The sequence below is a fragment of the Providencia sp. PROV209 genome, from assembly GCF_028479485.1.
GTDB classification, from domain to species: Bacteria; Pseudomonadota; Gammaproteobacteria; order Enterobacterales; family Enterobacteriaceae; genus Providencia; species Providencia alcalifaciens.
Genome location: NZ_JAMPNR010000015.1, coordinates 132158 through 146734, shown reverse-complemented (window position 1 = coordinate 146734; position 14577 = coordinate 132158). Strand labels below are relative to the sequence as shown.

13 protein-coding genes are annotated in these 14577 nt (G+C 40.5%); 7 read left to right on the top strand and 6 right to left on the bottom strand.

Features of this window, described 5'->3' with window-relative positions; translation table 11 throughout:
- Positions 1-319: 319 nt before the first annotated feature.
- The 4 genes from PR795_RS11745 (at position 320) to PR795_RS11730 (ending at position 3716) form a co-directional block, all read left to right on the top strand.
- Complete coding sequence (locus tag PR795_RS11745) at positions 320-712, top strand: RidA family protein (RefSeq protein WP_181480850.1); 393 nt, start codon at positions 320-322, stop codon at positions 710-712.
- Between the two features lie 62 nt (positions 713-774).
- A complete protein-coding gene (locus tag PR795_RS11740) occupies positions 775-1743 on the top strand; it encodes a threo-3-hydroxy-L-aspartate ammonia-lyase (protein WP_036979384.1) in 969 nt (322 codons plus the stop codon).
- A gap of 85 nt (positions 1744-1828) precedes the next feature.
- Complete coding sequence (locus PR795_RS11735) at positions 1829-2458, top strand: helix-turn-helix transcriptional regulator (protein WP_006659823.1); 630 nt, start codon at positions 1829-1831, stop codon at positions 2456-2458.
- Between the two features lie 373 nt (positions 2459-2831).
- Positions 2832-3716 carry an alpha/beta fold hydrolase gene (locus tag PR795_RS11730; RefSeq protein WP_181480849.1) on the top strand — a complete coding sequence of 295 codons (885 nt, stop codon included), beginning with the start codon at positions 2832-2834 and terminating at the stop codon, positions 3714-3716.
- Between the two features lie 63 nt (positions 3717-3779).
- Here PR795_RS11730 and PR795_RS11725 read toward each other — a convergent pair whose 3' ends face one another.
- From PR795_RS11725 to PR795_RS11715, 3 genes are all read right to left on the bottom strand, one after another.
- Complete coding sequence (locus PR795_RS11725) at positions 3780-4664, bottom strand: 4Fe-4S binding protein (RefSeq protein ID WP_154601155.1); 885 nt, start codon at positions 4662-4664, stop codon at positions 3780-3782.
- A 91-nt stretch (positions 4665-4755) separates the two neighbouring features.
- On the bottom strand, positions 4756-5418 hold the full coding sequence (locus PR795_RS11720; protein WP_006659827.1) for a CerR family C-terminal domain-containing protein: 663 nt from the start codon (positions 5416-5418) through the stop codon (positions 4756-4758).
- Positions 5419-5457: 39 nt separating this feature from the next.
- A complete protein-coding gene (locus PR795_RS11715; RefSeq protein ID WP_006661749.1) occupies positions 5458-6720 on the bottom strand; it encodes a M24 family metallopeptidase in 1263 nt (420 codons plus the stop codon).
- 236 nt (positions 6721-6956) lie between these two features.
- Between PR795_RS11715 and PR795_RS11710 the strand changes: the two genes are divergently transcribed.
- Together PR795_RS11710 and ydeE are read left to right on the top strand one after the other, a co-directional pair.
- Positions 6957-8114: an iron-containing alcohol dehydrogenase gene (locus tag PR795_RS11710; protein ID WP_036963659.1), complete on the top strand. Its 1158-nt coding sequence runs from the start codon at positions 6957-6959 to the stop codon at positions 8112-8114.
- 478 nt (positions 8115-8592) lie between these two features.
- A complete protein-coding gene (gene ydeE / locus PR795_RS11705; protein WP_006661751.1) occupies positions 8593-9780 on the top strand; it encodes an efflux MFS transporter YdeE in 1188 nt (395 codons plus the stop codon).
- Positions 9781-9827: 47 nt separating this feature from the next.
- On the opposite strand, the gene PR795_RS11700 is transcribed toward ydeE, so the two are convergent.
- The 3 genes from PR795_RS11700 to PR795_RS11690 form a co-directional block, all read right to left on the bottom strand.
- On the bottom strand, positions 9828-11234 hold the full coding sequence (locus PR795_RS11700) for an aminotransferase-like domain-containing protein (RefSeq protein ID WP_036963657.1): 1407 nt from the start codon (positions 11232-11234) through the stop codon (positions 9828-9830).
- Positions 11235-11725: 491 nt separating this feature from the next.
- Entirely contained in the window at positions 11726-12790 is a 1065-nt protein-coding gene (ada, locus tag PR795_RS11695) for a bifunctional DNA-binding transcriptional regulator/O6-methylguanine-DNA methyltransferase Ada (RefSeq protein WP_006659833.1), read from the bottom strand.
- Positions 12791-12944: 154 nt separating this feature from the next.
- Positions 12945-13787, bottom strand: a complete 843-nt coding sequence (locus tag PR795_RS11690; RefSeq protein ID WP_181480847.1) for an AraC family transcriptional regulator — start codon at positions 13785-13787, stop codon at positions 12945-12947.
- 137 nt (positions 13788-13924) lie between these two features.
- On the opposite strand from PR795_RS11690, the gene PR795_RS11685 reads away from it, so the two are divergent.
- The gene (locus PR795_RS11685) at positions 13925-14470 is read left to right on the top strand and encodes a GNAT family N-acetyltransferase (protein ID WP_179896302.1); all 546 of its coding nucleotides are present in this window, start codon (positions 13925-13927) and stop codon (positions 14468-14470) included.
- Positions 14471-14577 lie beyond the last annotated feature (107 nt).

The following is a 14577-nucleotide window of genomic DNA, read 5'->3' as shown; positions in this document are numbered from 1 at the left end:
ATTCTTATTCCTGATTATTTAATTTTATTGCTTAATTATGCACCTGGAATTAAATATCAATAATTTAAATATTCCCCCTTTATTTACCCAGAAACCTTCCTGGATTCCTAATATGACGGAAGATTAATTAGCAATATAGGGACTAACACGATGATTACCCGTCATAACAATTTTTTTCAATTTTTGAATTAATTGCACTGATATCCATCGGCAAATTTGCACAAATTGTTAGTTTATTTAAACAGCAAAAGCCTGTTGACTAAACTTATAGTCTAATATTAGACTAATTGTATAAATACATTCCACATAAGGAACAGCCATGAGCCAGAACATCATTTACACTAATGCCCCTCAATTAATCCCGCCTAGAGGGCACTATTCACACACCGTCAGGGCGAATGGTTTTGTCTTCGTGTCAGGGCAATTACCGACAGATAACCAAGGAAATGTGTACGCAGATACTCCATTTTCTCAACAAGCTGAGCAAGTTTTAGCTAATTTAGATGCCTGTTTATCTGCGAGTGGCGTTGCTCGACAACAACTGGTGCAAGTGCGTGTTTACATTGCTGATATGGACAATTGGCAGATTTTTAATCAAATTTATGCTAATTGGATTGGAGAATGTCGGCCTGCTCGTGCAGTTGCAGGTGTTTCCGAACTTCATTTTGGTGCAGGAATCGAAATTGAAGCCACGGCAATCGCAGCAAATTGAAGTATTCAACGCCATGTTCTAAAAAATTATCAAGAATAAGCTATTAAACAATGGGGTATATCATGTCTGAATTAACGTTACCGACCTACCAAGATGTCGAAGCCGCTGCACAACGTATTGCAGGTTTTGCCCACAAAACGCCAGTAATGACATCCACTACCGTCAATAATGAGTTTGGTGCAGAATTCTTTTTTAAATGTGAAAATTTCCAACGCATGGGTGCCTTTAAGTTTCGAGGAGCGCTTAATGCACTGTCACAGCTATCCCCAGAACAAAAAAAAGCAGGCGTTATTGCCTTTTCATCTGGAAACCATGCACAAGGTATCGCGCTGGCGGCCCAAATATTAAATATTCCAGCAACGATTTTAATGCCTATTGATTCCCCTGAAGTTAAAGTCGCTGCCACGCAAGGATACGGTGCAAAAGTCATCAGATTCGATCGTTATACTCAAGATAGAGAACAACTTTGTCGTGAACTGGCTGAACAAAACGGGTTAACTATCATCCCCCCTTATGATCATGTTGATATTATTGCGGGACAAGGTACAGCAGCCAAAGAACTCTTTGAGGAAGTGGGTGAACTCGATGCCCTATTTGTCTGCTTAGGCGGCGGTGGACTGCTCTCTGGTTGTGCCCTTGCCGCCCGAGCTTTATCACCAAATTGTAAAGTGTATGGTGTTGAACCGGAGGCTGGAAATGATGCCCAACAATCTTTCCGTAGCGGAAAAATCGTCCATATTGCAACCCCAAAAACGATCGCTGATGGTGCACAAACCCAGCATATCGGTCATTATACATTCGAACTGATCAAGCAAAACGTTGATGATATTTTAACCGTTACCGATGCACAGTTAGTCGACCGCATGAAATTCTATGCTGAACGTATGAAAATCATTGTGGAGCCAACCGGTTGTCTCTCTTTCGCTGCCACTTTAAACATAAAAGAACAGCTGCGAGGTCAACGCGTTGGGATTATTATCAGTGGTGGAAATGTGGACATTAAGCGCTTCGCAGAATTAATGTTAGCTTAAGTAATTTATGCCCCTTCTCTATTAGAATTGAAAAAAATAGTTTAGAATTTAAAGAGATATCCAAAATAGACGAAGGGGTATAGTCGTGGCAAAACCAAAAGAAAACAGTTTATTGGCTCAAATTGAAGCCATTGCACAAGGATTGAGTGAGACCTTTGCCCCTTTTTGTGAGGTCGTCGTGCATGATCTCAAAAACCCTGAGCATTCGATTATCTCCATTCATAACAACCTTTCTGGACGTAAAGAAGGTGAAGCAACCACCGAGTTGGGGCTTGCACGTATTGAATCTGCTGACTTTCCCAATATCATCACTAATTATGCGAACCAATTTCCGGATGGACGCCCTGCTAAAAGCACCTCCATTGGTATCAAAGATGAAACAGGTCAATACGTTGCGGCACTGTGCCTCAATTTAGATATGACGCAATTTCGAAATATGCAAAGCATGCTTTCACAGTTTACCGAAGTCGGATGTAGCCCAGTAAAAGAACATTTAGAGCCAAATGGTAGTGAGGCCATTCGTGCTCGTATCGACCAGTATGCCGCTTCTATTGCGGCAACTCCGCGTACGCTCAAAGCGGATGATCGTGTTGCTCTTATTGAGCTATTACGCAAAGAAGGTCTTCTTGATATTAAAAAATCCATGGATACTATCGCACAACATCTTGGTGTTTCCCGTGCGTCTGTTTATTTGTACGCCAAGAAAGACAGTTAAGACTCCCAGATAGCTTTTCCTTGCCAAAATTCATCAATAGATACGAGGAAATAGTTCACTTTTAACGGTCGGTCAATAACGCTGGGTGGGATAAAAAGCACAAACAGATGATTATTGGTATGAAAGTTCGCGCAATATCGGGTACAACTGCTTTTGTTGTATGGCTGTACCCACTAACAAAGCCCCCAGCGGGTAAATACCTTTCCCCTTCAATTTTGCTGAAAAAGGTTTACTAGGTTGCTTGAACTACTTTTGTTTATCATTGATAAACAAAAGTAAATGGAGCTTAAATTAATAGTGATTGTTTTTTTAGCACTCGCCTTTCTCGCTGAGTTATTGCATAAATAACTATCACCAAAAATAGGGAAATAAAATGACAGAGACAACACCATTATCATTGTATTACGACACGTTTGGTCAGCCCGCTAATCCAGCCGTCATCCTTATCGCTGGTTTAGGTGGGCATAATATTAGTTGGACCTCGGAATTTTGCCAACAAATTGCCGACGCTGGTTTTTATATTATTCGCCCCGATAACCGCGATGCCGGCTTATCACCACATTTAGATAATTATCCACCACTGAATATCGAAGAGTTATCCGAACGCTTACAACGTGGTGAACAGGTTGATGTTCCCTACACCTTATTTGAGATGGCAGATGATATCATTGGATTGTTAGATCAATTATCGATTGAAAAAGCCCATGTTGTCGGTCGCTCAATGGGCGGCATGATAGCGCAAGTGGTTGCATCAAAAGTACCAGAGCGTATTCTTTCGCTCTGCCCAATTATGTCATCAACGGGTAACCCTCAGTTACCGCAAGGCGAACCGGACGTCATGCAAATGTTGATGTCACCGGGTGTTGATCCTAAGCAGGACTTTGAAGGCTATATTGCGGGGCAAATTGCATTTAATCGCCGGATCGCCTCGACTTGTGTTCCATTTGATGAAGAAAATTGCCGTAATTATCTTGTACAAGCCTTCCAGCGTAACTATTCTCCTGAAGGCACTAAGCGACAGCTCGCTGCCGTTGCAGTAACTGGAGATTTAAGACCACATTTAAGCACAATTACCGCGCCAACATTAGTGATCCACGGCTCTACTGATCCACTATTTCCGGTCACTTCTGGGCAAGATATTTTCGACAATATTGAAACGGCTAAATTAGAAGTGATTGAAGGCATGGGACACGATACTCCATCCGCATTAAACCCTCAGATTGCCGAAATGATCATTGAAAATATGCAAGACAATTAATGAAAATACGATGACATTAAGCGCCCAGATCGTGGCGCTTTTTTTATGAATAAAAGGCGCTAATTATAACCAACCTTGCTTTTTATGCTGCGCGCATATTGGGCATAGGGTTTCTTGTGCGGTCCATGTGGAAAATGGCAACTGGCACTTTTGGCATGTCCCGTCATAATAATGGAACTGGGTAGGTTCACTATTCTTCGCAACATGTGCATGAACATGGATAGATTGCGGAAAACAAACAACTTGGCAGCTCATACACCCCGTACAGCGCTTATCGTCTATGCTAAATTGATGATTTTCAATTTCAATGGCTTGTTCATCACACACTTTGGCGCAGGCACCACACAAAATACAACTTGCCGTATCTAATTCAACATGAAACCAGCTATCTTCAGGATAAAACTGTTTTCTGGCATTTAAACCTGTCTTTACCTTACCGCTGTCTAAGGGCTGATTATCTAGTTTTTGACGAAAAAGCATTCTACGACGCCCGCTGTCCACTTCGGCAGGTTCCGTGATCATCAAGCGCCAAATAGGCTCTTGCAACGTTTCCAGTTTTAAATTTAATGCCGCTAACGCAGGCAGCCATTTATCGACTAATGGTCTGGGGATCTGCATGCCTCTAATTGCATATTGACGATGCCAAACAATCAATTCTTCTGGACTGGCGAGTGGCTCATCATGACTGATAACAAGAACGCCATTTTGGTAGGTTCGTTCGTGAGGTTCAATATTTTCAATTGCATCAACTGGACACGTAAACAGGCAGTTACCACATTGATAACATAGCTCATTATCAATTTTGGCATCCATAAAACCGAAAGAAATCGCGCCAACAGGACAACTGTTAGCACAATTATTACACACACTATTTTTCAGGCGTTTATGAACACACTTATCATTAATAACAGGTTCTGGAGGAAGATCTAAATGAATGAACCGCCGCATAATATGACTGTTTACCTTTGATGATTAAACGTAATGTTACCTTAATCATCTTAATGCAACGGCTTAAAATTAACATGATGTAAGTTAAAAATTAACGCGGTATGATCGCATTGCACGCAAATAAGCTGACTTGTTCTAAGATTTCATCCAATAAATGTGCATCAATACGATCTTGATTTAAACGTTTTAATAATGATTTTTTCGCAATCACAAACCCTAAAATTTGACCAATTAGAGCATGAGCTGAAATAATTGCCGAATGTTGCTCTTCTTGGGTGATAAATTGAATCAACAACGTTAAGCGAGAATGGAAAGGCTCAATAAATTCCTTAAAGATAATATCCGCGTTTTCAGTGGGTTCCAACTGCTCACGAAGAATTAATATAGAATAATATTCATGTTCTGGGGATAATAACGCTAAACCCAGCCCTTTCATTAATAAACGGAGTAATGATTCAACCTGTACCGCCTCATAATCTGCTTGCCCCTTTAATTCCTCAAATTGCACATCAAATGTACTTACATTACTCATTTGAGCCAGATCTGTTGCAATCTTACGAATAACAGCTGCATAGACACCCAGCTTCCCTCCCATATGATAAGGGATAGCGGATTGATTAACCCCTGCGCTTTCAGCCAATTGACGAGTCCGAACACCATTAATTCCGTAAAGTGCAAATTGCTTGATGCCTTCGTTCACTAATTTTTCTTTCGTCAGTTCAGAAGAAAGCGTGTTTTTATTCATTTCTGTCATATGCTGCTGAGGATCCTAATTACATCGAATGTAACAACATTATACGTCAGCACGCATTAAATGAGTCGAATTATTATTTAATTCTATTCCTTTCTCTTTTCCCACAATAACCGTACCGCCAAGATTACATAAATGATAATCAAAGGCGCAGTTAGGCTCAAACGCGAATGTCATGCCTGCTTTTAATACTAAATCACGCCCAGGATTAGGTAATCGACTAATATGCCCATATTTTTGAGCTAGCGGTAATACTTCAATTCCTGGTGCAGTACCAAAACCAATAGGCCCATAAGGATTAATGCTATGAATAAGTGGATGAACATGCCAACCTTTTGCCTTTAATAAAGGTTGTTCCATTTTGTCGACCAACTCTCCGAAGGTAACCCCCTCTTTTAGGTTTTCAACACCGATTTCATAACACTCTCGAGAAACTTGGGCTGCTCGCTCAATGTTGGGATGCACTTTACCGACGGCAACCGCGGCTTGATGTTGAGTTTCATACATCCCATATAGAGCAAAAATTTCAGTTAATACAATATCCCCATATTGAATCTCTCGCGGTTTTTGTGAGCGGTATTGCCATGCTGGCTGTCCCCACCCAATATATTCCGGTCCTGAACCCATCAAAATTTCTGCCGTAAAGCCTCCCCGAGATAAACATGTTGACGTGACGGCGGCTGCAATATCTGCCTCTGTATTGCCCGGAACCGCCGTTTTACGCATCGCTTCACTCATGGCCTCTCCTATCATCGCGGCATGTTTAATATGGGCAATTTCTTCATCACTTTTGATGGATGCAAGCTGGAAAAACGCTTTATAAACAGGAATAAAACTCACATTAGGTAACTGCTCCTTAATACCAGACAACGTATTAAACGGCATCGCTCCATCAAAATAAAATGGGGGATAAGGTTCAAGACCAATGACCCCGATACGCGCATAGGATGCAACACCTAGCTGAAGCAGAATATTACCAATGTTTCTCCCCGTCTTTCCGACCATAATCTGCTCTGCTGCAATCCATTGCATATCGTGGCGCAAAGAAGCTTGCATATGATCCGCTACCATCATTGGCGCGAATGTCACAACAACAGGAGGCTTATCTTGGTGAAACAGCACCACTGAACCTAATCTATCATTGGTAAAGTAATGGTCGATACAAAATGGTGCTGGTGCCGCGGACTCGCGATCACCGTATACCATTAAAACTTCAAGGTTATTCTCTCTCATTATCTGGCGAGCCAGTTCCCATCGTCTATCTCGCTCTTTAAGAGTCAATGCAGCGGGTATTCTTGTATTCATCAGTATTTCCTTCTCATCAATATTATTTCATTTGAATGAATTAAATATTGATCGAGGTATAGCCAAAGTCAATCTGTTCATTAAGCATTTAATGCGGTCTATCGGATACATAAAATCATCCATTACCAAACTTTTTGATCAGAATTTGAATAATCCCACGTGTATACTAATAAAATATTTTCAACTCTCACCGATGCCAAATGACATCTCCTTCAATTCCCAACTAAGGTTTGTATATGAATAATTTTGAGTTTTACAATCCAACACGTATTGTTTTTGGTGAAGGCAAAATTGGCGAACTGGACAGGCTGGTCCCTGAAACTGCAAAAGTTCTTGTGCTATATGGTGGCGAAAGCGCCCGCAAAAACGGTACCCTTGATGAAGTCACTAGTGCCTTAAAAAATCGTCAAATTGGTTATTTTGGCGGTATTGAAGCCAATCCACGCTATGAAACGTTAATCAAAGCTGTCGCCCTCATTGAAAATGAAGGCTACGATTTTTTGCTGGCTGTCGGTGGTGGCTCTGTCATTGATGGTACTAAATTTATCGCTGCTGCCGTCAATTATGCGGGTGATAAATGGGAAGTGGTGACCAGTGGAGGGGCGACTATTCAGCACGCATTACCATTTGGTACTGTTTTGACACTTCCGGCAACTGGCTCTGAAATGAATAAAGGCTCTGTGATCACTCGCGAAGAACTCCACGCGAAACTCGCCTTCATGAGTGACAAAGTTTTCCCTCAATTTTCTATTTTAGATCCTGTAAAAACCTATACATTGCCACCTCGCCAAATCAGTAATGGTGTGGTGGATGCCTTTGTCCATGTTATCGAGCAATACCTCACCTATCCTGTGAATGCGAATGTTCAAGATGCCTTTGCCGAAGGTTTGCTCAGAACCTTAATCGATATTGGACCGAAAGCGCTAGCTAACCCAACCAATTATGATGTCCGCGCCAATCTCATGTGGACAGCCACGCTCGCCTTAAATGGTTTAATTGGTGCGGGTGTCCCGCAAGACTGGGCTACCCATATGTTAGGACATGAAATTACGGTTCTCTACGGTTTAGATCATGCCCAAACATTAGCCATTGTTCTGCCTTCGTTAATGGAAGAAAAACTGCCACAGAAACAAGCGAAAATGGCACAATACGCAGAACGCGTTTGGGATATCCGTGAAGGTAGCGAAAAAGAAAAAGCGCTCAAAGCCATTGAATTAACAAGAGACTTTTTCGAATCAATGCAAGTTAAAACTCGCTTTAAAGATTACCAACTCAATCAAGATGTTGTTGAGCCATTAGTGAACAGCTTGGTGGCACATAGCATGGTGACCCTAGGCGAACATCGCGACATTACCCCAGAAGTCAGCCGCCGAATTTACATCGCATCATTATAAATCGTTGATTGAACAAAAGAGCGCATCTATTGCGCTCTTTTTTATAATTCTGACCCATCCTAAATAAGGTGACTCTTTTTTCATCAAATCTTGGCATACACAACACTGACTAAAAACACAATGTTGGTATATCAGATACTCTCTATCAAGCTTGTACTCAACAATACGATTCCCCGCTCTCCTTTGATATTGAAAAGGGAAATCCCTGCCTTGTTTATATGCCTGTCAAAATGAACAATACTAAATAATTAATTTATTTTTTATGCAGTTAAGCCGATAGCAGATAACTCTGCTATCGATGTTTCGCCCTTCTCTAGCCAGATAATTGATTGGCAATGGCACAATAGCATGATCAAAATATTGTTTTGATTTTCGCCCCTAATAAGCCATTTCTTGGGGCTGAAATTTTAGGTATTTTATAGCACTAAATTACATAAAACATTTTTATAACAATTATTGTCTTCCTAGGTCGTGAGCCATGTTTTCTAAATCCAATATCTCTAATACTGCACTGCTCGCATCTTCATTGCTATTAACCATTGGCCGTGGCGCGACCTTGCCATTTATGGCGATTTATTTAACACGTCAGTATCACATGGCCATCGATATTGTTGGTATTGCCATGACCATCGCGTTAACGGTGGGAGTCTTATTTAGTATGGGATTTGGCATGCTGGCGGACAGAGTCGATAAAAAACGCTGCATGCTCATTGCCGTATTCGCCTTTATTTGTGGCTTCATCGCCATTCCATTAATGAATAATGCCCTGCTAGTTATTATCTTTTTCTCACTCATTAACTGCTCTTATTCCGTCTTTTCGACAGTTTTAAAAGGCTATTTCGCCGATACACTCGCTTTATCCTTAAAAACTAAAGTTTTTTCGCTCAACTATACCTTTATTAATATCGGCTGGACGGTAGGCCCCCCTATCGGGACATGGCTATTAATGTACAGCATTAATTTACCTTTTTGGTTAGCCGCCGTTTCAGCAGCTGCACCGATATTCTTTATTCAACGTTTTGTTCAAAGCACCAAACCTGCTAGCCATGTTGATGGTCAGCCGCGAGTGTGGAACCCTAAGGCGATGCTTCACGACCGTGCATTAGCTTGGTTCATTCTCTCAACCTTTCTTGGTTCCTTGGTATTCGGTTCATTTACTACGTGGATTTCCCAATACGTCATCACCGTTGCTAACAGTGATTTCGCGCAAGCCGTTATTGGTGTCATCTTACCCGTCAATGCCGTCGTCGTGGTGACATTGCAATATGCGGTTGGAAAACGCATTACACCCGACAATTTGAGGCGTTTAATGACCTTAGGTAGCCTATTCTTTTTGGGGGGATTAGCTGTCTTTATGGGCTCAGGTGATAACCTCTATTTATGGGCATTAGGGTCATTTATTTTCACGCTGGGTGAATTAATTTATGCCCCAGGAGAATACATGTTAATTGATAGCATTGCGCCTGAAGGTATGAAATCCAGCTATTTTTCAGCTCAAGCGCTAGGGCTACTTGGCGGGGCGTTTAATCCGATGATGACAGGGTTCGTTCTCACTGAACTCGCGCCTTATTCCATCTTTATTATCTTAATGATTGTCACCGTATTGGCGTGGCTGAGTATGCTTAATGGCATGCGGATAAAAAACAAACAAAGCCTCGTTGTTTGATTGTATAAAACCCGCAAATGATAAGCCATTTAGCGGGTTTCTTTTTGCTATTTCAACATGGTCATTTTTAAAGTTTCTCCCAAAATTTTGATAGCATTGCGTCTTCTTGGGATCAACTCAGATGCATAATTAATACGTAAGTGATTTGAGTAACAATCTCCAGCAGCAAAGTGTGCTCCTGTCAATACAGTCACTTTATTGCGATGTAAAATATCCATCAGCTTTGTACTGTCCACAGCAGGATGCTCGACCCAGAGTGAAAATCCTCCTTGAGGTCGTGAGATCCGCGTATTTGCTGGAAAATGCGTTTCGACTAACTCACGATATTGACACTGTAATTCACGGTATTGCTGACGCATTCGGCGTAAATGCAAAAAATAATGCCCTTCTTTTAAAAAATTACTCATTACTTGCTGCATAAATACCTCACCCGAACAATGGGACAGGTATTTTAAGTGCATTACTTTTTCTTTATATTTACCGGGAATAATCCAACCAGTACGTGTTCCCGGTGCCACCGTTTTAGAAAATGAGCTACACAAAATCACATGCCCATCAGTATCCAGAGATTGAATTGTTGAAGGGCGTGGGTAGGTATACGCAAGCGGCGCAAGGCAATCATTTTCGATCACGGTCCCTTGGTACTTATTGGTTATTTCCAGCAGCTTTTGCTTATTTTTTTCCGGCATAATACTGCCCATAGGATTATTACATGTCGGTGTTACAACCACGGCTTTCACTTGCCAACACTGAAATGCCTCTTCTAACCTATCAAGATTAATTCCCGTTTGAGGATCAACAGGAATTTCAATAATTTTACGACCTAATCCATACAACGTCTGCAATAACCCCGGAAATGTAGGAGACTCCACCGCGACCACATCATTTCCTTGTGTACACGCTTGTATTGCAATTGAAAGTGACTGGTGTGCGCTAGTCGTTGTCACAATATCATCAGGGGTAAATGACTGGCGATAATCTGACACATGATAAATTTGCTCCCTTAGTGCGGCAAGCCCTTGTAAGCTATCATATTCCAGCGTTAAGGGGTTTTTACGACGCGCAACCATATTCATTTCTTGCCATAACGGCTCTAAGGTTTTGCCCATAATATTCGGTACCGCACACGAAAGTGATGTCACCCCGACACGCTCTTCTACACGTAAGAAATCCATCGTCGGATTCCACTTATCAATATGAACCGGTTTTTGAATATAGTTTGCCACCTTAGGCAGCTGGGCTGTTACCTTTTCAGGGATCACAAAATAACCTGATTTCGGTACCGCATAAATGAGCTGACATCGCTCCAGCTCACGATAAGCAAGCTGAACAGTGGTAATGCTTACATCATGACAACGGCTAATATCACGTACAGACGGCATTTTTTCTCCGCCAAGAAACTCCCCTCGATGGATTTTGCTCTGAAGCATCTGGGCTATCTGTTTATAAAGCATCGCTCTCATATCCTTAACATCGTATCCCGTAACTGTAATGTAATACAAATTACGCTGGAATGATCTGTATTTTGCAAAAAATCAGATCTGTCACTTTTTTAAGTTAATTTCTAATGCGATGCTAAATAAACAAAATACAACGATAGGATTTTATTTATGGAATATGAAAAAAACATAAAGGGTAAGCCATACCCTAAGTTTATATTAGCTCAAGTAATTATGTTTATTTTAAAAAGCATAAGGAACTTATTTTTAAGGAAAAAACATGAAAAATACAAAAACCAGAAAATCTAATTTGTTATTCAAAGAAATAAAATTAATTTTAATTAATCTTTAAAGGATATAAAATAGGCTTCGCATACCATAACAAATAATACCTGCTATTTTTATAATCCTATTAACCAATAAAAATAAGTATGTAATTTTCATATTAAAATTTGCTGCACAATTGTTGTATTGGCGCAGCATTATCTTTTTCATCATGAATATGATTATTTTCTGATGGACTCTTTTAATAATAAAGCGCGTTTGCGATCAATTCCCCACCGATAGCCAGATAAAGCGCCATCATTTCTTACCACACGATGGCAAGGGATCGCGATTGCGAGCATATTAGCGCCGCAAGCATTCGCCACAGCACGAACCGATTTAGGCGAACCTATTTTTTCTGCGATTTCTCGATAACTGACTGTTTTACCAACAGGAATGGTTCTCAAAACTTGCCATACTCGCTGTTGGAAAGCGGTTCCTCGGATATCTAGCGGAAGATGAAGACCTATTTCAGGGACTTCTATAAATCCAATCACATTTGCGACAACTTGATCGAAATCTTTGTCTCCACCAATCAATTGCGCATGAGGAAATTTATCTTGTAAATCATTGAGTAACAACTCTGGATCATCACCCAATAAAATGGCACAGATACCGATTGAGCTCTGTGCAACAAGCACATTTCCCAATGAGCACACCGCTAAGGCAAAATAAATTTGATGCCCATCTCCACCGGACTTCCATGCCGTGGGTGTCATTCCTAAACGCGCAGTCGCCGTTTCATAAAAACGACTATTTGAATGAAAACCCGCATCATATATGGCATCCGTAATCCGTTCATTCTCAGCTAATTGAGCTTGCACTTGCTGATGGCGATAGGCATCGCGATAAGCTTTAGGCGTCAATCCCATCTGAGATTTAAATAACCGATGAAAATGAAATGGACTAATACCGACATATTCGGCTAACTCCGCTAAAGTGAATTGTTGATTCGTTTGCTCTATATACCGACAAGCAAGCTCAATTTTTTCTTGATAAAACTGAGCTTGCTGTGACATTTCATTACGATGACGTTTTCCTGAACGGAACCCTTGCTCTATCGCTTGCTGCTCATTATCAAAAAACAGCACATTGTCTCGATTCGGTAAACGACCAGCCGCAGATGGGTGGTTATAAATTTTTGACGTTTTTACACCATACACAAAATAACCATCCGCCGATTTATCACGGTTTTTCAGTGCATTCCAGCGCTGCTCATCGGTGATCCATTGATTCTTCGTTGTCATAATATTAACCCTTTACTGATTTCACCATGCTCAGTATCTTCGGTTATTATATGCCTAACACTCCAAACCTTGCTTTTTAATTCGCCGTACAGACTGCGCCTTGTGTTTGTTCTTCAGTATTTTTTCGACGAACGATCAGCAAAATTGAGCCAAGCTAAGTGCCTCGTTTTCTTTTTCTAAATTCGCTTAATGTCATTCCGGTATGCCGTTTAAAATAACGGCATAAGTATGACGTATCTTCAAAATTTAATTCATCCGCAATACCTTGAATAGATAATATACCTCTCTCGAGCTGTGCTTTAATTTCTAACACCACTTGTCTGTCTATTAAAGCTTTGGGCGGATCATTAAAAAAATCCTTCACGATTTGCGATAAATAAAATGGCGTAATGACCAGTTGTTTTGCGTAAAACTTAACATCCCGTTGCTGCTTACAATGCTGTGTGATTAGCGCCCAAAATTGCCAACATAATTTAGCTTTACGACTACGTTCCTCTTTAAAAATAGCCCCAGAATGATCAACTTGATTAGCGATTTCCAAAAAGAAGTTTTGCAGATGCTGGCGCAATTGCAGCTTTCTATGTTCTGTACGTTCCTGCAGGTAATAGCGAAATAGTGCGTACCAATGTGAAAATAAACGTGCTTGCGCCGATGTCATCGATAATCGAGGCTGAAAATTAAAAAAAGCAAATAGCGAGTTAGGTAAAACAAACGCAATATCTGTGGCAAAAGCCTTGTCAATATGAATGTAATCAACAATAAAGTTCCTAGAGCGCTTTTGTAGCATCACGAATGTATCTTCATATAGAACAAATAAATCATCTTTACGTAAAGCATACTGTTTAAAATTAATATTAAAAACAGCCATTCCCTGCCGACCAATGCATAACGTCACATAATCTGGCGATATTACGCTATTTTGTAGCTCCTCGAATGTCGATGACCCAAGACATACGACGCCGCTCCATATTAATTGATGATGTTTTAAATCTTGCATATAAACTCACCTTACTGGATTTCGCTCCTTATCATTAGTTTTCAAAAGTACCTAAACTAACGAGATTTTTCCCTTATATACCACAAATAAATACCTAAAATAAGTCTTGTTAATTACCCCCAACAACGAAGAGAAATATGATGGTGTTATATACTGAACGACTGATTTTACGTCCTTGGCTGATGAGCGATGCCACTAATCTGTATCATTACGCTAAAGATGAACGTATCGGTCCTATTGCCGGTTGGCCGCCTCATCACAGCATTGAAGAAAGTGCTGAAATTATTCAATCCATTTTTATGCGTGATGGTGTATTTGCCGTTGCATTGAAAGAAGACAACAAAGCAATTGGGTTAATTGGTTTATCCATTGGCAAAGACAGTAATTTTCCTATTGGCGATAATGATGCAGAAGTAAGCTATTGGATCGGCGTTCCATTTTGGGGTAAAGGATTTATTCCAGAAGCTCTATGTGAAATTATGCGTCACGGATTTAAAAACCTTAAAATGGATAATTTATGGTGTGGATATTTTCAAGGTAATCAACAGTCTAAAATTGTGCAAGAAAAGTGTGGATTTCAATATTACGCGACATTAGCACCGCAATTTATTGAATTAATCGGTGAAACAAAAATCGAAGAAATTAGCCGTATTACCTATGAGCAATGGCAAGCGTGTATTTGACTTGCCGAATTACGCTATCCTAACCAGATAGCGTAATTCCCTCATAACGACTCATTGCAGTTTATCTGACCACTCATATGGAATTTGTAACAATCTACTGCAATTCA

Bases quoted from the DNA above. Each gene is read 5' to 3' on its own strand.
- ydeE (WP_006661751.1), top strand. From the start codon at position 8,593: ATGTTTTCTAAATCCAATATCTCTAATACTGCACTGCTCGCATCTTCA.
- PR795_RS11710 (WP_036963659.1), top strand. From the start codon at position 6,957: ATGAATAATTTTGAGTTTTACAATCCAACACGTATTGTTTTTGGTGAA.
- PR795_RS11700 (WP_036963657.1), bottom strand. From the start codon at position 11,234: ATGCTTTATAAACAGATAGCCCAGATGCTTCAGAGCAAAATCCATCGA.
- PR795_RS11715 (WP_006661749.1), bottom strand. From the start codon at position 6,720: ATGAATACAAGAATACCCGCTGCATTGACTCTTAAAGAGCGAGATAGA.
- PR795_RS11690 (WP_181480847.1), bottom strand. From the start codon at position 13,787: ATGCAAGATTTAAAACATCATCAATTAATATGGAGCGGCGTCGTATGT.
- PR795_RS11745 (WP_181480850.1), top strand. From the start codon at position 320: ATGAGCCAGAACATCATTTACACTAATGCCCCTCAATTAATCCCGCCT.
- ada (WP_006659833.1), bottom strand. From the start codon at position 12,790: ATGACAACGAAGAATCAATGGATCACCGATGAGCAGCGCTGGAATGCA.
- PR795_RS11725 (WP_154601155.1), bottom strand. From the start codon at position 4,664: ATGCGGCGGTTCATTCATTTAGATCTTCCTCCAGAACCTGTTATTAAT.
- PR795_RS11685 (WP_179896302.1), top strand. From the start codon at position 13,925: ATGATGGTGTTATATACTGAACGACTGATTTTACGTCCTTGGCTGATG.
- PR795_RS11720 (WP_006659827.1), bottom strand. From the start codon at position 5,418: ATGACAGAAATGAATAAAAACACGCTTTCTTCTGAACTGACGAAAGAA.
- PR795_RS11740 (WP_036979384.1), top strand. From the start codon at position 775: ATGTCTGAATTAACGTTACCGACCTACCAAGATGTCGAAGCCGCTGCA.
- PR795_RS11730 (WP_181480849.1), top strand. From the start codon at position 2,832: ATGACAGAGACAACACCATTATCATTGTATTACGACACGTTTGGTCAG.